Source organism: Curtobacterium sp. AC272 (assembly GCF_979258155.1).
Genome location: NZ_OZ409838.1, coordinates 737369 through 756524, shown reverse-complemented (window position 1 = coordinate 756524; position 19156 = coordinate 737369). Strand labels below are relative to the sequence as shown.

17 protein-coding genes and 3 pseudogenes are annotated in these 19156 nt (G+C 70.9%); 15 read left to right on the top strand and 5 right to left on the bottom strand.

Annotated elements, in window-relative coordinates:
* Nucleotides 1-52: 52 nt before the first annotated feature.
* Nucleotides 53-517: a 30S ribosome-binding factor RbfA gene (rbfA, locus tag ACZZ0J_RS03800; protein WP_123294301.1), complete on the top strand. Its 465-nt coding sequence runs from the start codon at nucleotides 53-55 to the stop codon at nucleotides 515-517.
* Between the two features lie 54 nt (nucleotides 518-571).
* Here the strand turns inward: rbfA and ACZZ0J_RS03795 are convergent.
* Nucleotides 572-1461: pseudogene (locus ACZZ0J_RS03795) on the bottom strand (HhH-GPD family protein).
* Between the two features lie 52 nt (nucleotides 1462-1513).
* On the opposite strand from ACZZ0J_RS03795, the gene ACZZ0J_RS03790 reads away from it, so the two are divergent.
* Genes ACZZ0J_RS03790 through ACZZ0J_RS03770 form a run of 5 tightly spaced genes read left to right on the top strand, consistent with a single transcriptional unit; the run spans nucleotide 1514 to nucleotide 4767 of the window.
* Nucleotides 1514-1960: a hypothetical protein gene (locus tag ACZZ0J_RS03790; RefSeq protein ID WP_463434944.1), complete on the top strand. Its 447-nt coding sequence runs from the start codon at nucleotides 1514-1516 to the stop codon at nucleotides 1958-1960.
* Nucleotides 1961-1982: 22 nt separating this feature from the next.
* Nucleotides 1983-2942 (top strand): tRNA pseudouridine(55) synthase TruB, encoded by a 960-nt coding sequence (gene truB, locus ACZZ0J_RS03785; protein ID WP_463434942.1) that lies wholly within the window; start codon nucleotides 1983-1985, stop codon nucleotides 2940-2942.
* Nucleotides 2939-3304, top strand: a complete 366-nt coding sequence (locus ACZZ0J_RS03780) for a hypothetical protein (RefSeq protein WP_463434940.1) — start codon at nucleotides 2939-2941, stop codon at nucleotides 3302-3304. Before truB ends, ACZZ0J_RS03780 begins: the two co-directional genes overlap by 4 nt.
* 45 nt (nucleotides 3305-3349) lie before the next feature.
* Entirely contained in the window at nucleotides 3350-3796 is a 447-nt protein-coding gene (locus tag ACZZ0J_RS03775) for a hypothetical protein (RefSeq protein WP_123339724.1), read from the top strand.
* Nucleotides 3797-3804: 8 nt separating this feature from the next.
* The gene (locus ACZZ0J_RS03770; protein ID WP_463434937.1) at nucleotides 3805-4767 is read left to right on the top strand and encodes a bifunctional riboflavin kinase/FAD synthetase; all 963 of its coding nucleotides are present in this window, start codon (nucleotides 3805-3807) and stop codon (nucleotides 4765-4767) included.
* A 100-nt stretch (nucleotides 4768-4867) separates the two neighbouring features.
* On the opposite strand, the gene ACZZ0J_RS03765 is transcribed toward ACZZ0J_RS03770, so the two are convergent.
* The 3 genes and pseudogenes from ACZZ0J_RS03765 to ACZZ0J_RS03755 form a co-directional block, all read right to left on the bottom strand.
* Nucleotides 4868-5311 (bottom strand): DUF349 domain-containing protein, encoded by a 444-nt coding sequence (locus ACZZ0J_RS03765; RefSeq protein ID WP_463434935.1) that lies wholly within the window; start codon nucleotides 5309-5311, stop codon nucleotides 4868-4870.
* A gap of 182 nt (nucleotides 5312-5493) precedes the next feature.
* A pseudogene (locus tag ACZZ0J_RS03760) lies at nucleotides 5494-5808 on the bottom strand (DUF349 domain-containing protein); the annotation flags it as partial.
* A 404-nt stretch (nucleotides 5809-6212) separates the two neighbouring features.
* The gene (locus tag ACZZ0J_RS03755; RefSeq protein ID WP_463434933.1) at nucleotides 6213-7025 is read right to left on the bottom strand and encodes a peptidylprolyl isomerase; all 813 of its coding nucleotides are present in this window, start codon (nucleotides 7023-7025) and stop codon (nucleotides 6213-6215) included.
* Between the two features lie 129 nt (nucleotides 7026-7154).
* Here ACZZ0J_RS03755 and ACZZ0J_RS03750 point away from each other — a divergent pair, with 129 nt between their 5' ends.
* The 9 genes and pseudogenes from ACZZ0J_RS03750 (at nucleotide 7155) to aroB (ending at nucleotide 17484) form a co-directional block, all read left to right on the top strand.
* Nucleotides 7155-8507, top strand: a complete 1353-nt coding sequence (locus tag ACZZ0J_RS03750; RefSeq protein ID WP_194648014.1) for a replication-associated recombination protein A — start codon at nucleotides 7155-7157, stop codon at nucleotides 8505-8507.
* Between the two features lie 223 nt (nucleotides 8508-8730).
* Nucleotides 8731-9360, top strand: coding sequence for a 30S ribosomal protein S4 (gene rpsD, locus ACZZ0J_RS03745; protein ID WP_111083900.1), 630 nt, complete (start codon nucleotides 8731-8733; stop codon nucleotides 9358-9360).
* 131 nt (nucleotides 9361-9491) lie between these two features.
* Nucleotides 9492-9674: a hypothetical protein gene (locus ACZZ0J_RS03740; RefSeq protein ID WP_111083901.1), complete on the top strand. Its 183-nt coding sequence runs from the start codon at nucleotides 9492-9494 to the stop codon at nucleotides 9672-9674.
* A gap of 80 nt (nucleotides 9675-9754) precedes the next feature.
* Nucleotides 9755-12411, top strand: a pseudogene (gene alaS / locus ACZZ0J_RS03735) (alanine--tRNA ligase).
* Nucleotides 12412-12413: 2 nt separating this feature from the next.
* A complete protein-coding gene (gene ruvX / locus ACZZ0J_RS03730) occupies nucleotides 12414-12863 on the top strand; it encodes a Holliday junction resolvase RuvX (protein ID WP_333925893.1) in 450 nt (149 codons plus the stop codon).
* 89 nt (nucleotides 12864-12952) lie between these two features.
* Complete coding sequence (mltG, locus tag ACZZ0J_RS03725) at nucleotides 12953-14455, top strand: endolytic transglycosylase MltG (protein ID WP_228510019.1); 1503 nt, start codon at nucleotides 12953-12955, stop codon at nucleotides 14453-14455.
* Nucleotides 14456-14498: 43 nt separating this feature from the next.
* On the top strand, nucleotides 14499-15719 hold the full coding sequence (aroC, locus tag ACZZ0J_RS03720; RefSeq protein WP_123294309.1) for a chorismate synthase: 1221 nt from the start codon (nucleotides 14499-14501) through the stop codon (nucleotides 15717-15719).
* Nucleotides 15716-16390, top strand: a complete 675-nt coding sequence (locus ACZZ0J_RS03715) for a shikimate kinase (RefSeq protein ID WP_463434926.1) — start codon at nucleotides 15716-15718, stop codon at nucleotides 16388-16390. Before aroC ends, ACZZ0J_RS03715 begins: the two co-directional genes overlap by 4 nt.
* Nucleotides 16387-17484, top strand: coding sequence for a 3-dehydroquinate synthase (gene aroB, locus ACZZ0J_RS03710; RefSeq protein ID WP_463434924.1), 1098 nt, complete (start codon nucleotides 16387-16389; stop codon nucleotides 17482-17484). The genes ACZZ0J_RS03715 and aroB overlap by 4 nt, the downstream gene beginning before the upstream one ends.
* On the opposite strand, the gene ACZZ0J_RS03705 is transcribed toward aroB, so the two are convergent.
* A complete protein-coding gene (locus ACZZ0J_RS03705; protein WP_194647847.1) occupies nucleotides 17481-18794 on the bottom strand; it encodes an LLM class flavin-dependent oxidoreductase in 1314 nt (437 codons plus the stop codon). The genes aroB and ACZZ0J_RS03705 overlap by 4 nt on opposite strands.
* Nucleotides 18795-19156 lie beyond the last annotated feature (362 nt).

Genomic DNA, 19156 nt, shown 5'->3' with positions numbered 1-19156 from the left:
CCACGCAGAACCACCGGCGGGAAACGTCCCGCCACTGCCTCAGGAGGCACCCATGGCCGATCCGCAGCGCGCACGCAAGATGGCGGACCGCATCAAGGAAGTCGTCGCACGCCGTCTCGACAAGGGTCTGCGCGACCCGCGTCTCGGGTTCGTGACGATCACCGACGTCCGCGTGACCGGAGACCTGCAGCACGCATCGGTCTTCTACACCGTGTACGGCACCGACGAGGAGCGCGCCGACTCCGCCGCGGCACTCAAGGCCGCGACCGGCATGCTCCGCTCCGAGGTCGGCAAGAACATCACGGCGCGGCTCACCCCGTCGCTCGAGTTCATCGCCGACGCACTGCCGGAGACCTCGGCGCACATGGAGGACCTGCTCGTGCAGGCCCAGGTGCGTGACGAGCAGGTGCGCGCCGCGTCGGTCGGTGCGACGTTCGCCGGCGACGCCGACCCGTACAAGCACGACGAGGACGAGGACGACGAGTCCGACGACGAGCAGGACGTAGCGCGGGCGTAGCCCGACGAACGTCCGAGCGCCCCGCTGCATCGTGTGCAGCGGGGCGTTCGCGCGTCAGGCGTCCGGCAGGCGGTACCCGGTCGCGTCATCGCCGACCGCCAGCCCGTCGCGCAGCAGCGACGCGAGCGCTCGGTCCCGCTGCTCGGCGTCCGGCCAGACCGGTTCGATCTCCGACCGGGCGACCGGCACGTCGCTCGCGCGCAGCTCGGCCATGATCAGCCCGCGCACCTGCCGGTCGCTGCCGGCGAACTTCGCCTGCTTCGGGGCGCGCGGCCCGTCGTGTTCGGGGTACCCGGCCGCACGCCAGGCGCAGCGGTCCGCGATCGGGCACGCGTCGCACGCGGGGGAGCGAGCGACGCACACGAGCGCTCCGAGCTCCATCACCGCCGCGTTCGTCGCAGCGGCGTCGTCGCGGTCCGCTGGCAGCACGGACTCCATCAGGGGCAGGTCGTCCTTGGCCTTCGCCGGCCCGGGCTCGCCCTGGCCCAGGAGCGCGCGCTTCAGGACCCGCCGCACGTTGACGTCGACGACGGGGTGCCGGTCGCCGTACGCGAACACGGCGACGGCCCGTGCCGTGTAGTCGCCGATCCCCGGCAGCGCGAGCAGCGCCTCGACGTCCCGAGGGACGACGTTGCCGTGCTCGGTCGCGATCACCGTGGCCGCCGCGTGCAGCGCGAGCGCGCGTCTCGGGTAGCCGAGCCGGTCCCAGGCACGCACCGCGTCCGCCGGGGGCGACGCCGCGAGGTCCGCAGGCGTCGGCCACCGGGTGAGCCACGCCTCCAGTCGAGGGACCACGCGCGCGACCTGCGTCTGCTGCAGCATGATCTCGCTGACCAGGGTGCCCCACGCGGGAAGCCGGGGCGACGCCACGGCAGGTCGCGGGCCTCCTGTCGGAACCAAGTGGTCAACGGGGTCGCGATGTCGGGGACGCTCGCGTTCTCCACATCCGGCCGGGAGGCCCTGCTCGCGTTCACCACGACAGCCTACGGTGGACGCATGGCACGCTGGGCACCCGAAGAGACCGACACGATGGCCGCGATCGCTGCTGAGGTGATCGCGCAGGTCGGCACGAACCGAACCGTGATCGGCATCGACGGGCAGGACGGCACCGATCTCGAACACGTCGCCGCCACGCTGGTGGCCGGCTTCGAGCAGCACGGGGTGTCCGCGATGGCCGCGACGGCGCCGTCCGACGATCCCGACACGCTGCGCGACGAGGTGGTCACCCCGTTCCGCACCACCGGCGCTGGTGACGGCGTGCTGGTCGTGCACGGGCACGGGCTGCTGGCCCCGGGTGTCCGCGGGCTCTGGCGCTGGTCGCTGTGGGTCGAGCAGGAAGCCGGCCGGCTCGAGCGTCGGGCGGACGTCAAGATCGCCGCCTCCGCCGTCCTCGACGTCACCGATCCCGAGCACCCTCGTCGCGAGTGGAACGACGCCTGCTGACCGGCGCTGGTAATCTCCTCTGGTGCTCGAAACCGTGCCGGACGGCATCCTCCTCGTCGACAAACCGCAGGGGATCTCCAGCCACCGCGTCGTGTCGATCGCCCGCCGCCGCCTCGGTCTGAAGAAGGTCGGCCACGCGGGGACCCTCGACCCGATGGCGACCGGGCTGCTGCTCCTGGGGATCGGGCACTCCACCCGGTTGCTCACCCACCTGGTGGGCCTCGGCAAGACCTACACCGCCACCATCCGGCTCGGCGTGTCCACGGACTCCGACGACGCCGACGGCACCCCGACCGCCGCGACCGGCGTCGCCGCAGCGGACGTCTCGGACGAGTCCGTCGAGCGCGCCGTCGCCCTGCAGCGCGGCCGGATCGACCAGGTCCCGTCCACCGTCAGCGCGATCAAGGTCGACGGGCGCCGCGCGTACGACCTGGCGCGCAAGGGCGAGACCGTCGAGCTGAAGTCCCGCACGGTCACCGTCTCGCGGTTCGACGTCACCGGCCGGAACGACCGCACCGTCACGGTCGACGGTGCCGAGGTGGCGGTCGTCGACCTCGACGTCGTCGTGACCTGCTCGTCCGGCACCTACGTCCGCGCCCTCGCACGCGACGTCGGCGCCACCCTCGGCACCGGTGCGCACCTCACCGCGCTCCGCCGCACCCAGGTCGGCCCGTTCGACGTGGCCGACGCGATCGACCTCGAGGACGACGCCGTCGACGTCCGCGCGGCGCTCGCTCGTCCGGCCGACGTGGCACGCCGGTTGTTCTCGTCGGTGTCGCTCGACGCGTCCGCGGCGAAGGACCTGACCGACGGCAAGCGCGTCGCGGCCGACCACCCTGACTCGGACGAGCCGGTGGCTGCCGTGGCCGTCGACGACGACCGCCTCGTCGGACTGGTCTCGGTCCGGCGCGGACTGCTCCGGGTCATCACGAACTTCCCGGCGCCGGCTGCTCCGGCGTCGCAGAACGGGGCGCACGCGTGATCGAGTGGTTCATGTGGGTCCAGCTCGTCGTCGCGGTCCTGGCCGGGCTGTTCGCCATCGTGGTCGGGTTCATCGGCTGGAAGCCCAACGACTACACCGTGGGGTCCCTCGCGCTCATCGAGGTCCTGCTCCTGGTGCAGGGCGTCATCTCGATCGTGCTGCCCGCGACGGGCAGCCCACCGGACGGCAACGCCCTCGAGTTCGGGGTCTACGCCGTGTCGGTGCTCCTGGTGCCGCCGGCGACCATCGTCTGGGCCCTCGTGGACCGCACGAAGTGGAGCACCGTCGTCCTCGGCGCCGGCGCCTTCACCGTCGCGGTCATGATCTACCGGATGTACCAGATCTGGTTCGCCCTGAACTGACGCTGAGCGTCATGGTGGTCCGCGCACGTCGGTAGAATCGGTGCAATGGCGACCAGATCCTCACTCGCGACCGGCATCGGCCGCGTCCTCATCGCCGTGTACGGCATCCTCGCCCTGGCGGCGACGGGCCGGAGCGTCGTCCAGATCATCGAGAAGTTCTCGTTCGCGCCGTTCGCGTACACGGTGAGCGCCATCGCCGCCGTCGTGTACATCGTGGCGATGATCGCCCTGATCGTGCCCGGACGCTTCTGGTACCGCGTCGCGTGCGTCACGATCGTGTTCGAGATGACCGGCGTCCTCGTCATCGGCACGCTCTCGCTGTTCGACCGGCAGCTCTTCCCCGACGACACGATCTGGTCGTACTACGGCATGGGCTACGCCTTCGCGCCGCTGGTGCTACCGATCGCCGGACTCTGGTGGCTCCGCAAGCACCACCGCACCGCGACGGTCGAACCGGTGCCCGCATCGACCACCGCCCCCGTGGGCGAGTAGGAGCAGCCGTGCAGTTCTACGACGACATCGCCGACGTGGCCGAGGGCTTCGGTCCGAGCGCCGTCACGATCGGCAAGTTCGACGGCGTGCACGTCGGACACCGCGCGGTGATCGCGCACCTGGAGCGCGCCGCCCACGAACAGGGCCTGGTCGCCACCGTGGTGACGTTCGACCGGCACCCCCTCAACGTCATCGACCCGGAGCACGTCCCGCCGGCACTCACGAGCACCGCGCAGCGGCGCGAGCTCCTCGACGACGCCGGGGTCGACGCCACCCTGCTGCTGCGCTTCGACGAGGAACTGCAGTCGAAGTCGCCCGAGGTGTTCGTGTCCGAGATCCTCGTCGACACCCTGCACGCCCGGCTCGTCTTCGTCGGCAGCGACTTCCGCTTCGGGGCGAAGGGTGCCGGCGACGTCGCGCTGCTCCGCACCCTGGGCGAGCAGCACGGCTTCACGGTCGAGCTCATCGACGACGTCGACCTGGTGGACGACGTCCGCCCCGACGGCGAACGACGCGTCTCGTCGACCTGGATCCGCGAACTGCTCGGCGACGGGCGGGTGGCCGAGGCCGCCCGGCTGCTCGGGCGTGAGCACGCGGTCCGCAGCACGGTCGTGCACGGCAACCAGCGCGGGCGCGCCATGGGGTACCCGACAGCGAACCTCGACCCGGCGTTCGAGGGGTTCGCACCGGCCGACGGCGTCTACGCCGCGCGGGTGCTGCACGACGGCACGGTGTACCCGGCGGCCGTCTCGGTCGGCAACAACCCGACGTTCGAGGGCGTGCCCGCCAAGCAGATCGAGGCGCACCTGCTCGACGTCGACCTCGATCTGTACGGCGACCGCATCTCGGTGCTGTTCGTCTCCTACGTCCGCGGCATGGTGAAGTTCGACTCGATGGACGAGCTCGCCACGCAGATGCGGCAGGACGACCTCGACATCCGGTTGCTGCTGGGCCTGCCCACGCCGGTCTGAACGGCGGCGCCACACCGGACGCCAGCAGACGGCGCCACACGACGCCTCACGACGACGCCCCGTGACCGATCGGTCACGGGGGCGTCGTCGTGTGCGGTGGCTAGCTGCCGAGGGCGTCGAGCCAGATCTTGCGGGCGTCGAGCGCTTCCTGGGCGTCCTTGATCTTGCGGGCGTCGCCGGAGGCCTGCGCGTCGGCGAGCTCGGACTCGAGCTTGCCGATGGCGTCCTCGAGCTGGCTCGCGAGTCCGGTCTGCCGGGCCTTGCGCTCCGGGTTGGACTCCTTCCAGTGCGCGTCTTCGAGGCCACGCACGTGGTCCTCGATCGCACGCAGGCGGTCCTCGATGCGACGGACGTCCCCGCGGGGGACCTTGCCGACCTCGTCCCAGCGGCGCTGGATGCCGGTCAGGGTCTTGCGCGCCGCCACCCGGTCGGTGGCCTTGAGCAGCGGCTCGGCCTCGGTGAGCAGGGCCTGCTTCGCCTCGAGGTTGCCGGAGAACTCTTCGTCCTCGGCTGCGCTCTCGGCGTGGCGCTGCTCGAACAGCACGTCGCCGGCGGCCTTGAACCGCGCCCAGAGGGCGTCGTCGTGGCGCTTGCCGGCGCGCCCGGCGTTCTTCCAGTCGTCGAGGAGCTGGCGGTAGTCCGGGATCGCGTCGGACCCGCGCGAGGCAGTGCCTCGGCCTGCGACACGAGCTCCTGCTTGCGGGTGCGGGCATCGCGGTGCTGTGCGTCCAGCTCCGAGTAGAACGCGCGACGGTGCTGGTCGACGGTGGAGCGCGCTGCGCGGAACCGCTTCCAGAGCTCGTTGGCCTCGTTCTTGGGGATGCGCGGGCCGTCGTGCTGGTGCTGCTGCCAGCGGGCGAACACGTCGTCGAGCTGCGCGGTGATCTGCTTCCACTGTGCGCGTGCCGGGTCGACCGCCGCGAGTGCCTCGGCCTCTTCGACCAGCGCCGCACGGTGCGCGAGGGCGTCGTTCAGCGCCTGCTGTGCCTGCTCTGCCTGCTCCTTGGTGAGCGAGCCGAGCTGCTCGGTGAGTGCGCCCACACGGGTCTCGAGCGACTTGATGTCACCGACCACGCGGGCTTCGGCCACCAGGGTCGTCAGGTGCTCGACCGTCCGGGCGACGTCGTTCGCCGACGCACCACGCTGGACGCGCTGCTCGGCGATCTTCACCTGCCCCTCGAGGTCGGCGTACTTCCGCGCGAAGTAGGCGAGGGCTTCTTCGGGGGTGGCGTCCGGGTACTCACCGACAGCACGTTCGGTCTCTTCGTACCGGACGTACACGGTCCCGTTCTCGTCGACCCGCCCCCAGGTCGTTGCTTCGTCAGATCCCACAGGTCTCGCCTCGATCGTGGTCGTGCATCGCCGACGTCACCGTCGGCACGGTCAGGTCGTCAGCCTATTGCACGGACGGGCTCCGCGGCCCGCCGGACGCAACGGCTTGTGGACTACTTGTCCTGGGCGATGGTCGCGGAGGTGATCGTCGTCGCCACCTTCGGCTCACCGGTGCCGTCCTGGCCGGGCGACGAGATGCCCTTCGCGGCGATCTTCGACTCGAGTTCGGACAGGCCGCTCGTGACCTTCCCGACGACCGTGTAGCCGCCCGTGGAGCCGTCGAGCGTGGTGTCGCCGTAGACGATGAAGAACTGGGTCGACTGCGAGTACGGCGACGTCGATCGCGCGATCGCGATGGTGCCCTCGTCGTAGACCCCGTCGCTCGGGACGTTCTCGAGCGGGCCGTACTCGAACCCGGCGTCGCCCGTGCCGTCGCCGTTCGCCGAACCGCACTGCAGGAACTTCAGCCCGTCGCTGTCGGCCAGCCGGTGGCAGGTGGTGCCGTTGTAGAACTGCTCCTTGATCAACGAGATCTCGACGCTCGCGGCCTGCGGGGCCTTCGCGCCGTCCAGTTCGATGCCGAGGTCGATCGACTTGTTGAGCGTCAGCGAGCCCGTCCAGGTCGCGCCCTTGGCGATCTCCTTGCTCGGCACGTCGCCCGTGTTCGCCGCCGTGGCGCTGGCCGAGGGCGTCGGTGTGGCGGTGGCGCTCGCGCTGGCGTCCGCCGACCCGTTCCCCTGCGAGCCCGCGAAGGCGAGCTGTGACCCGGTGGCCAGGGCGGCGACCAGCACGAGGGCACCGGCGCCGACCAGGTTGTCGCGCACCCGTCGGCGGCGCTGCCGGTCGTGGAGTCCCTGGCGGGCCTGGTAGAGACGGAGGCGCTCGCGCGCCTCGCGGTTGTCGCGCGCTGGGTTCTTCGGTGCCACGGTGCTGTTCTGCCCTCTCGTCGCAGTGTGGAACGAGCGTATCCGAGTCGTCACCATCAACGGCCTGGGAGGCGCGGGGCTGTCAGTGGGTCGGCCTACGATTGGTGCATGGCAGCGGACCGTTCGAGCATGCGTGCGCCCACGACGGGCGGTCGCGCCGGTCTCGCGCAGGGCTCCGTCCCGCTCGCGGTGCGGATGCGCCCGACCAGCCTCGACGAGGTCGCCGGCCAGCAGCACCTGCTCGGCCGTGGGTCACCGCTCGTGCAGCTCGCCACCGGCACCCGCGACAACCCGGGCGGTGTGTCGGTCATCCTCTGGGGTCCTCCCGGCACCGGCAAGACCACGTTGGCGCAGGCCATCGCGCGACAGTCCGGACGCGAGTTCGTCGAGCTCTCCGCGGTGACCGCCGGCGTCAAGGACGTGCGCGAGGTCATGGAGAAGGCCCTCACCCACCGCGATCTCTACGGGTCCACGACGGTGCTGTTCCTCGACGAGATCCACCGGTTCAGCAAGGCCCAGCAGGACGCCCTGCTGCCCGGTGTCGAGAACGGGTGGGTGATCCTCATCGCGGCCACCACCGAGAACCCGTCGTTCTCGGTCATCTCGCCGCTGCTGTCCCGGTCCCTGCTCCTGACGCTCAAGCCGCTCACCGACGCCGACCTCGGCATGCTCGTCGACCGTGCGGTGGAGGACCCCCGCGGCCTCGGTGGCGCGGTCGTCCTCGGTGACGAGGCACGTGGGGCCATCGTCCGGTTGGCCTCCGGTGACGCCCGACGTGCCCTCACGGCGCTCGAAGCTGCTGCTGCCTCGGCTGCCGCGGCCCAGGACGACGACGACGACACCGTGCCGGTGGTCGACGCGGACACCGTCGCCGCGGCCGTCGACCGTGCACTGCTGCGGTACGACCGACAGGGCGACGAGCACTACGACGTCATCAGCGCCTTCATCAAGTCGGTGCGGGGGAGCGACGTCGACGCCGCGCTGCACTACCTCGCGCGGATGATCGAGGCGGGCGAGGACTCCCGGTTCATCGCGCGCCGGATCATCATCTCGGCGTCCGAGGACATCGGCATGGCGGACCCGCAGGCGCTGCCCATCGCCGTCGCGGCGGCCCAGGCCGTGCAGCTCATCGGCATGCCAGAGGGCCGCATCCCCCTGGCCGAGGCCGTCGTGTACCTGGCGACCGCACCGAAGTCGAACGCCGCCTACAACGGTGTGAACGCGGCGATGGCGGACGTCAAGGCCGGCCGGATGGGCACCGTGCCGATGCACCTGCGCGACGCGCACTACGCCGGGGCGAAGCGACTCGGCCACGGCAAGGGCTACGTCTACTCGCACGACGCCGAGCACGGGGTCGCCGAGCAGCAGTACCTGCCCGATGCGCTCGAGGGCACCGAGTACTACACCCCGACGGCGAACGGCTACGAGCGCGAGGTCGGTCCGCGGCTCGAACGACTCCGGAAGATCACCCGCGGGCAGTAGGAAGGCACGTCGAGTTCCTGCTAGCATTGCCGGGCCTACGTCCTGGTCCTCGAGCACGGCTGCGTTGAGGACAGAGTGCCACTCCGGTGGTACGGGGGCAGAGGTTCGGACTGTAGCCGTCCGATCCCACAGGCTCATCCCTCTGGATCCCGTCGTCGGAGCCACGGGCACTCGCGTGCCCGGCCTCCGGTGAGTATTCAGTTCGAACAGAGAAAAGGACCCTGTGTCTACCAAGTCACGTACCCGCAGCAAGACCCGCCTGTCGCGCGCACTCGGCATCCCGCTGACGCCGAAGGCCGCCCGTTACCTCGAGAAGCGCCCCTACGGCCCCGGTGAGCACGGCCGTACGCGCCGTCGTGCGGACAGCGACTACGCCGTCCGCCTCCGTGAGAAGCAGCGTCTGCGCGCCCAGTACGGCATCCGCGAGAAGCAGCTCCGCATCGTCTTCGAAGAGGCCCGCAAGACGAAGGGCCTGACCGGTGAGAACCTGGTCGAGCTCCTCGAGCAGCGCCTCGACGCCCTCGTGGTCCGTGCCGGCTTCGCCCGCACCACCGCGCAGGCCCGTCAGCTGATCGTGCACCGTCACCTGCTGGTCGACGGCAAGCTCGTGGACCGCCCCTCATTCCGCGTCAAGGAGGGCCAGCTGATCCACGTCAAGCCGAAGTCCGAGTCGATGGAGCCCTTCCAGGTCGCCGCTGCCGGTGGCCACCAGGAAGTGCTGCCGAAGGTCCCGGGTTACCTCGAGGTCGAGATCGACAAGCTCCAGGCCCGCCTCGTGCGTCGCCCGAAGCGCGCCGAGGTCCCCGTGACCTGTGAAGTGCAGCTCGTCGTCGAGTACTACGCAGCTCGCTGATCCACTGATCACCCCCGAACGGCGGGTCGTCCTCCGAGGACGGCCCGCCGTTCGGCGTTCCGGCCCCGAAGTGCCCGGCGGCTAAGCTTGTCCGGGCATGCACCGCCAGGGTGCACAGAGGGAGAGGCACCGTGAAGCAGCTGTTCTTCGTCGCGGTCGGCGTCGTCATCGGGTTCGCCGTGGCGCACCAGGTCGCCAGGACCCCCGGAGGCGCACGGCTCTTCGCCGTCGTCGACGCGAGCACGAAGGCCTTCACGGGCGCGGTCGCCGACGGGTACCGGTCCCGCGGGGCCGAGCTCCGCACCGACGTCTGAGTCGTCGAGCTCCACCGCGGTCCGGCCGCACCGTCGTCCCGCCTCCACCTCCCACCCCCGACCTGAACCCAGGAAGCACCATGCAGACCGCAGAGATCCGCCGCCGTTGGCTCCAGTACTTCGGTGACCGCGGCCACACCGTCGTCCCGTCCGCGTCCCTCGTCTCCGACGACCCGTCGCTCCTCTTCACGGTCGCCGGCATGGTGCCGTTCATCCCGTACCTGACCGGGCTCGTCCCCGCGCCGTACCCCCGTGCCACGAGCGTGCAGAAGTGCATCCGCACGAACGACATCGAAGAGGTCGGCAAGACCCTCGCCACGGCACGTTCTTCCAGATGAACGGCAACTTCTCGTTCGGCGACTACTTCAAGGAGCAGGCGATCCAGTTCGCCTGGGAGTTCCTGACCAACCCGGAGTCCGACGGCGGGCTCGGCTTCTCGCCCGACGACCTCTGGGTCACGGTCTACGAGGACGACGACGAGGCGATCGCGTTCTGGAAGCAGCACTCCTCCCTGCCCGAGGAGCGCATCCAGCGCCTCGGCAAGGACACGAACTACTGGTCCACCGGCCAGCCCGGACCGGCCGGTCCCTGCTCCGAGATCTTCTTCGACCGCGGGCCCGAGTACGGCATCGACGGCGGCCCGGCCACCGACGACGACCGGTACGTCGAGATCTGGAACCTCGTGTTCATGCAGTACCAGATCGCGGACGTCCGCTCGAAGTACGACTTCGAGATCACCGGCGAGCTGCCGAACAAGAACATCGACACCGGCATGGGGCTCGAGCGCGTCGCCTTCATCAAGCAGGGCGTCGACAACATGTACGAGATCGACCAGGTCCGCCCGGTCCTCGACCGCGCGTCCGAGATCTCCGGCCGCCGCTACGGCGCCGTGCACGAGGACGACGTCCGCATGCGGGTCATCGCGGACCACGTGCGCTCCGCGCTCATGCTCATCGCCGACGGTGTCAGCCCGTCGAACGAGGGCCGCGGGTACATCCTGCGTCGGCTGCTGCGTCGCACGGTCCGTGCGATGCGCCTGCTCGGGGTCGAGACCGCGACGTTCCCGGAGCTGTTCCCGGCGTCCCGCGACGCGATGCGCGACGCCTACCCCGAGGTCGCCTCCGACTACGACCGCATCGCGCGGATCGCCTACGCGGAAGAGGAGACGTTCCTCCGCACGCTCGCGCAGGGCACGACGATCCTCGACGTCGCCGTCGAGCGCGCGAAGCAGGACGGTGCGCCGTCCATCGGCGGGGACACCGCGTTCCTGCTGCACGACACCTTCGGGTTCCCGATCGACCTGACGATGGAGATGGCCGAAGAGGCCGGGGTCCACGTCGACCGGACCGCGTTCGAGACCCTGATGTCCGAGCAGCGTGCCCGGGCGAAGGCCGACGCGAAGAGCAAGAAGACCGCGATCGCCGACCTGAGCGTGTACAGCGCGTTCCGGGCGAAGGGCGAGACGGTCTTCCTCGGCTACGACGCGCTCGAGGCCGAGACGAACGTGCTCGGCATCATCGTCGGCGGCGTCAGCGTCGACCGGGCCGTGGCGGGCGACATCGCCGAGGTCATCCTCGGCGAGACGTCGCTGTACGCCGAGTCGGGTGGTCAGGACGCCGACCAGGGATCGATCGTCGGCAACGGCTTCGACCTCGAGGTCCTCGACGTCCAGCGTCCCGTCGCCGGCCTCTGGAGCCACACCGTCCAGGTCCGCTCCGGCGAGGTCGGTGTGGGCGACGCGGCGAGCACCGTGGTCGACGCCGAGTACCGCCGCGGCGCCACGCAGGCGCACTCCGCGACGCACCTGGTGAACGCCGCGCTCCGCGACATCCTCGGCCCCGAGGCGCTGCAGGCGGGTTCGTACAACAAGTCCGGCTACATGCGCCTCGACTTCTCGTGGTCGCAGCCGATCTCGCTCGCGACCCGTTCCGAGATCGAGGAGGTCGTCAACACCGCGATCCGCACCGACCTCGAGGTCTCGACCCGCATCATGCCGATCGACGAGGCCAAGGCGCTCGGTGCGCAGGCGCTCTTCGGTGAGAAGTACGGCGCCGAGGTCCGCATGGTCGACATCGGCGGTCCGTGGTCACGCGAGCTCTGCGGTGGGACGCACGTCGCGTCCAGTGCCCAGATCGGACTCGTCAACCTGGTGGGGGAGTCGAGCGTCGGGTCGACCAACCGTCGTGTCGAAGCACTCGTCGGGCTCGAGGGCTTCCGTGACCTCGCGGTCGAGCGGACGATCGTCTCGCAGCTCTCCAGCGCGCTGAAGGCGCCCCGTGCCGACCTGCCGACGCGCGTGCAGTCGCTCATGGAGGACCTCCGCACCGCGCAGAAGCGGATCGCCGAGTTCGAGTCGGCGAACCTGCAGCAGCGGGTCCCGTCGATCGCCCGGACCGCGACGACCGTCGGCACGACCACCGTCGTGGCCGAGACCGTCGACGGCCTGCAGTCCGGCGACGACCTGCGCTCGCTGGCGACCGGGGTCCGCGCACAGCTCGGTGACGGCGCTGCCGTCGTCGTGCTCGGTGCCGTGGTGAGCGGGAAGCCGATCGTGATCGTCGCGACCAACGACGCGGCGCGCTCCGCGGGCGTCCAGGCTGGTCCGCTCGCCAAGGAGGCCGCCGGTGTGCTCGGTGGCGGCGGCGGCGGCAAGCCGGACCTGGCCCAGGGTGGCGGCACCGACCCGGCGGCGCTCCCGGCTGCGCTCCGCGCCGTGAGCGCTCGGATCGCGGGCTGATCATGGCGATCCGGTCCGGGCGGCGGCTCGGCGTGGACGTCGGCCGTGCCCGGATCGGGATCGCCGTGTGCGACCGCGACGGGTTGCTGGCGACGCCGGTCGAGACCGTGCGCCGCGACGACTCGACCGACCTGCGTCGGATCCTCGAGATCGCGGACGAGTACGACGTGCTCGAGCTCGTCGTCGGACTGCCCCTGTCGATGTCCGGCGGCGACACCCCGTCGACGGACGACGCCCGGGCGTTCGCGGCCCGGATCGCCGAGCGCCGCCCGGTCCGGCTGGTCGACGAACGGCTGTCCACGGTGACCGCGCAACGCGGACTGCACCAGGCCGGCAAGAACACCAAGAAGTCGCGGTCCGTGATCGACCAAGCGGCCGCTGTTATCATTCTGCAACACGCGCTCGACCACGAACGCAGTGCCGGTGCCCCTCCGGGCACCACGCTTCCCTGACAGGGCGACCCACCGCGACCCGGCTGCCCTTCCGTCACCCGAGGACGACGGTGCCCAGGCGGAGTTCCCGACCGAGAGACCGAGAACCGTTGGCAGACGATCTGGACTGGAACGCGATCATCGCGCCCGGCAACGAAGCCGAGCGGCGGAAGACCACTTCCGACCGCGCAGCAGGTACCGATGACCGTGACGACTCCGCGCGGGTGACCCCGCGGCCGGAGCGTCCGATGTCCCGTCGCGAGGCTCGGGCGCTCGAAGCGGAACGCGACTCGACCGCTCCGCGCGAGCAGCCGGAGCCGGAGCCCGTGCGACCGCAGCAGGCGGCCCCGGAACTCCATCCCGAGGTCGCCGCGCTCCTGACCGGCGAGGTGCCCTCGGCGCCCGCCGCCGGCGGAGCCGGGTCCGACGCGCCCGACGGTACCGACGACGCCGGACGCACCGGTGGCGGTGGAGCCGCGGGAGGCGGCGGACGTGGTGGCCGTGGCGGACGCGGGGGAGCCTCCAGGCCGCCGCGCGAACCGCGCCCGAAGCGCCGTCGCGGGCCGCTCATCGCCGGCATCGTGATCGTCGCCGTGGTCCTCGCCGGCGGGGTGAGCGCGTACGCGTTCGCCGCCCCGAAGATCCAGCAGATCGTCGCCGCGGTCAGCGGCTCGCAGGAGCCGGACGACTACACGGGCACCGGCAAGGCCAAGGTGACCATCACCATCAAGCAGGGCGACATCGGCGAGAACGTCGCTGCGACGCTGCAGCGCAGCGGCGTCGTGAAGGACTCGAAGGTCTTCTACAAGCTGCTGCTGGCGTCACCCGACGTGCAGTTCCAGCCGGGTTCGTACTCGCTGAAGAAGCAGATGAGCTCGAAGTCGGCGCTGGCCGCGCTGCAGGACGAGAAGAACCGCGTCCAGGCCTCGATCGTGATCCCCGAGGGCACCGCGCTGGCCGACATCGAGGCCGGCATGGTCTCGAAGGCCGGACTGACCAAGGCCGAGGTGGACGCGGCAGCGAAGGACCTGTCCGCCTACGACCTGCCGTCCGGCGTCACCACGCTCGAGGGCTGGCTGTTCCCCGCGACGTACCCGATCAACCCGGGGTGGACGGCGGAACAGTACTTCAAGTCGATGGTCGACACGATGAAGGAGCGCCTGTCCGCAGCGGGTGTCGCCGAGGCCGATCAGGAGCACGTCATCGTGTTCGCGTCGCTCGTGCAGAAGGAAGCCGGCCTCGCCGCCGACTACCCGAAGGTCGCGCGGGTGTTCCAGAACCGGCTCGACCAGGGCATGCGCCTGCAGTCCGACGCCACCGTGGCCTACGGCACGGGCAACACCCACACCGTGACGACGACCGACGCCGAGCGTGCCGACGAGTCGAACGCGTACAACACGTACGTGCACGAGGGGCTGCCGCCGGCACCGATCTCGAACCCCGGGGACATCGCGATCAAGGCCGTGACGAACGAGGCCCCGGGCAACTGGCTGTACTTCGTGACGGTGAACCTGGAGACCGGCGAGACGGTGTTCTCGAACACCTACGACGAGCACCTCGTCGCGGTGAAGCAGTTCCAGGCGTGGCTCCGGGCACACCCCGACTACCAGTAGGGCGGCGACGTCGCACGGCGGTGCGCTGTGGGAGGATTGCTCCATGCTTCGTTGGTTGACTGCTGGTGAGTCCCACGGACCCGAACTGATCGCGATGCTCGAGGGCCTGCCCGCGGGTGTCCCGGTGTCGTTCGAGTCCATCCGTACCGATCTCGCGCGCCGCAAGCTCGGCTACGGCCGTGGCTCGCGCATGAAGTTCGAACAGGACGAGCTGCACGTGTCCGGCGGTGTCCGGCACGGGTTCTCGCTCGGCAGCCCGATCGCGATCCGGATCGGCAACACCGAGTGGCCGAAGTGGGTCGAGGTCATGAACCCCGAGCCGGTCGAGTCCACCGAGATGTCGCGTGGCCGCAGCGCCCCGCTGACCCGCCCCCGTCCGGGCCACGCCGACCTGGTCGGCATGCAGAAGTACGGCTTCGACGAGGCCCGCCCGATCCTCGAGCGCGCGAGTGCCCGTGAGACCGCGGCCCGCGTCGCGCTCGGCGCCGTCGCGAAGTCCTTCCTCGCCGAACTCGGCATGCGGTCGGTCGCGCACACCCTGCAGGTCGGCACGGTCCGCGTGCCGGACGGCACCGATCTCCCGCTGCCCGACGACGTCGACCGTCTCGACGACGACCAGTTGCGCTGCTTCGACGCCGACACCTCGGCGCGCATGGTGACCGAGGTCGAGGCCGCGAAGAAGGACGGCGACACCCTGGGCGGCGTCGTCGAGGTGCTGTTCTACGGCGTCCCGCCGGGGCTCGGTTCGCACGTGCAGTGGGACCGTCGGCTCGACGCCCGTCTGGCCGCGGCGATCATGGGCATCCAGGCGATCAAGGGCGTCGAGGTCGGCGACGGCTTCGCGACCGCGGGCCGTCGCGGCTCCGCGGCCCACGACGAGCTCTACCGCGAGGACGGCGAGATCTACCGGACGAGCGACCGCGCCGGCGGCACCGAGGGCGGCATGTCCACGGGCACCGTCCTGCGCGTCCGTGCCGGCATGAAGCCGATCGCGACCGTGCCGCACGCGCTGCACACCGTCGACGTCGTCTCGGGCGAGGACGCCTCGGCGCACCACCAGCGGTCCGACGTCTGCGCGGTCCCGGCCGCCGGGGTCGTGGCCGAGGCGATGGTGGCGCTCGTGCTCGCCGACGCCGTGCTCGAGAAGTTCGGCGGCGACAACGTCGTCGAGACCAAGCGCAACCTCGACGCCTACCTCGCGTCGATCCCGGAGACGCTCCGCACTCGTCGGACGGAGCCGGCGGCACCGGCCGACGCGTCGTGAGCACGAACGGCGGCGGCGCCGCGCCCGGGGGCGTCCCGTCCGGCGGCGGCGCCTCGTCCGGTGGCGCCGCACGAGGTCCGGCTGCGCCCGTCGTCGTGATCGGCCCGATGGGCGCCGGCAAGTCCAGCGTCGGCAAGCGCGTCGCGAAGGCGCTGGGCGTGCCGTTCACGGACACCGACCGGGTCATCGTCCGCGAGCACGGCCCGATCCCCGGCATCTTCTCCGACCGCGGTGAGCCGGCCTTCCGTGCACTCGAGGCCGACGCCGTCCGGACCGCCCTCGGTACCGGGGGCGTCATCGCCGTCGGCGGCGGAGCGGTGACGCACGCCGCCACCCGCGAGGCACTGTCCGGCGCCCGCATCGTCCTGCTCACCGTCTCGCCCGAGGCCGTCGCCGAGCGGATCGCCGGCTCGGACCGGCCCCTGCTCGCGAACGGCGGCATCGACGCCTGGCAGACGATCATGGACGAGCGTGCGGCGACCTACGCCGAGCTCGCGCACGTCGTCGTCGACACCTCGCGCCGTCCGATGTCCCGGGTGGTCGACGAGGTCGTGACCTGGCTGCGGAGCGACAGCAGTGCCAGCGGCGACAGCAGCGCCAGCAGCGCCAGCGGCGACAGCAGCGCCAGCCGACGCGACGACACCAGCACCACCACCGAAGGAGCACCGTGACCGACCCGATCCTGCCCGCAGGCACCACCGAGATCCGCGTCGGCGGTGACGACGGCTACGTGGTGGCGGTCGGCTCGGGCCTGCTCGGCTCGCTGCTCGCGATCCTCGGCCCCCGCGTCGCCAAGGTCCTCATCGTGCACGCCCCGACCCTCGGTGCGCGGGCGAACGACCTGCGTGACCTGCTCGTCGACGCCGGCCTCGAAGCCCTCATCGCCGAGGTGCCGGACGCCGAGGCCGCCAAGCGCATCGAGGTCGCGTCGTTCTGCTGGCAGATCATGGGCCAGTCCGACTTCACCCGCACCGACGCCGTCATCGGCCTCGGCGGCGGTGCCGTCACCGACCTGGCTGGCTTCGTCGCGGCGACGTGGTTGCGCGGGGTGCCGTACGTGTCGGTGCCGACGAGCGTGCTCGGCATGGTGGACGCCAGCGTGGGCGGGAAGACCGGCATCAACACGAACGAGGGCAAGAACCTCGTCGGTTCCTTCTCCGCCCCCCGCGCGGTGGTCGCCGACCTCGACCTCGTCCGCACCCTGCCGCGCAACGAGATCCTCACCGGCTTCGCCGAGATCGTGAAGGCCGGGTTCATCGCCGTGCCGGAGATCCTGGACATCATCGAGGCCGACGTCGCCCGCGTCACCGACCCGACGTCGCCGGAGTTCCGCCGCGTGGTGGAACTCGCCATCGCCCTGAAGGCCGAGGTCGTGTCCGACGACTTCACTGAGCAGGGACGACGCGAGATCCTGAACTACGGGCACACGCTCGGGCACGCCATCGAGCACGCGGAGCGGTACCAGTGGCGGCACGGTGCTGCGGTGTCGGTCGGCATGGTGTTCGCCGCCGAGCTCGCACGCTTGACGGGCCACCTCGACGACGCGACCGTGGACCGGCACCGGGCGATCCTGGACTCCCTGGACCTGCCGACGTCGTACGGGATCGGCCGGTGGCAGGGCCTCCTCGCCGCGATGCGTCGCGACAAGAAGGCCCGTGCCGGCATGCTCCGGTTCATCATCCTCGACGGTGTCGGCAAGCCGGTGATCCTCGAGGGCCCCGAGGACCACCTGCTGTTCACCGCCTACCAAGAGGTCGGCGTCTAGTACTTCTGCACGCCCAGGTGGTCGCGCAGGTGCGGTCCGGTGTACTCGGTCCGGTGCAGTCCGCGGCGCTGCAGCTCCGGCACGACCTTCTGGGTGAAGTCCTCGACCCCGGCCGGGAAGTGCGTCGGCACCGCCAGGAACCCGTCGCACGCCCCGGCCTCGGACCACGCCTGCATGGTGTCGGCGATCGTCGACGGCGACCCGATCATCTTCCGGTAGCTGCCCTCGGCGAAGTACCGGGCGGTCTCGATGACGGACAGTCCCTGTTGCCGTGACACCGCCATGATCGCTGCACGGTGTGACTTGCCGGCGTTCGACTCGGGCAGATCCGGCACGGGCGCGTCGAGGTCGAACTGCCGGAAGTCGACGCCACCGGCGAGGGGCTTCAGGTTGCTCAGTGCCAGGTCGTCCGGGATCAACGCCATCATCCGGTCGGCGAGGTCGCGTGCGTCGTGGTCGGTGTCGCCGACGATCGGGGTCATGCCGACGAGCACCTTGACGTGGTCGGGGTCGCGGCCGAACCGTTCGGCGCGCGCTCGGATGTCGTCGCGGAACGCACGGCTCTCGTCCGGGTCGGACTGCAGGGTGAAGACGACGTCGGCGGTGCGCGCCGCGAGTGCGCGGCCCGGCTCCGACGCACCCGCCTGGAACACGACGGGCCGGCCCTGCGGACTCCGACCCGTCGTCAGCGGTCCTCGCACACGGAAGTGCTCGCCGTCGTGCTGCAGGAACCGCATCTTCTCGATGTCGAAGTAGGTGCCGGATTCCTTGTCGCGCACGATGGCGTCCGGGTCCCACGAGTCCCAGAGCCCGGTGACGACGTCGACGAACTCGCTCGCCCGCTCGTACCGCGCCGCGTGCTGCACGTGGGCGTCGAGTCCGAAGTTCTGGGCTTCGTCCTCGTTGAAGGACGTCACGAGGTTCCACCCCGCGCGGCCCTTGCTGATGTGGTCGAGGGTCGAGAACCGCCGCGCGAGGTTGTAGGGGTCGTTGAAGGTCGTGGTCGAGGTCGCTGCGAGACCCAGGTGCGTGGTCCGCATCGCCAGGGCGGGCAGGAGCATGGTCGGGTCGAAGTGGATCGAGCGGGGGTTCGCCGCACCGTAGGTGTCGCCGGCCAGGATGTCGTTGCTGCGCCGGACTGCGGCCTGGTCCTCGAAGAACAGGGCGTCGAGCTTCGCTGCCTCGGCGAGTTCGGCGGCGCGGACGTAGTGGTCGATGCCGAGGTCGAGCTCGGGGACGGCGTCCGGCAGGCGCCAGGCGCCGAGGTGGTAGCCGGGGAACAGGAACACTGCGAGGTGGATCGTGGTCACGGGGGTCCTCTCGGAGGGGACGGTGCAGCAGGTGGGTGGGTGCCTCCGGCGGGCGGCCGGGAGGCATGGAGCAGGGTGCGCGGATCGGCGCCGCTCGGCGAGACGGCGCGCTCCAGGGCACGTGGACCGCCCGGCAGATCGGCGCGCGGCGGTCAGACGGACGAACGGACGGACGTCAGTGTCCGTGCGCGATGGCGCCGCGGGGCCAGCAGCGGGACGCGGCGGTCGCGTGGTGTGCCGTCATCGTCGCCCCCTGTCGCCCGTGCTCGTGTCGCGTTCTCTCACCGGCTCGAGCCGGTGGTGGACGACGCTACGGGCGTGGTGTTTCGGCATCGTTTCGATCGGGAAACACCGTCGAAACG

What these genes read in the sequence shown, in the direction of transcription:
- aroC (WP_123294309.1), top strand. Translation starts at nt 14,499, where the DNA reads ATGCTTCGTTGGTTGACTGCTGGTGAGTCCCACGGACCCGAACTGATC.
- ruvX (WP_333925893.1), top strand. Translation starts at nt 12,414, where the DNA reads ATGGCGATCCGGTCCGGGCGGCGGCTCGGCGTGGACGTCGGCCGTGCC.
- ACZZ0J_RS03775 (WP_123339724.1), top strand. Translation starts at nt 3,350, where the DNA reads ATGGCGACCAGATCCTCACTCGCGACCGGCATCGGCCGCGTCCTCATC.
- ACZZ0J_RS03750 (WP_194648014.1), top strand. Translation starts at nt 7,155, where the DNA reads ATGCGTGCGCCCACGACGGGCGGTCGCGCCGGTCTCGCGCAGGGCTCC.
- ACZZ0J_RS03790 (WP_463434944.1), top strand. Translation starts at nt 1,514, where the DNA reads ATGGCACGCTGGGCACCCGAAGAGACCGACACGATGGCCGCGATCGCT.
- rbfA (WP_123294301.1), top strand. Translation starts at nt 53, where the DNA reads ATGGCCGATCCGCAGCGCGCACGCAAGATGGCGGACCGCATCAAGGAA.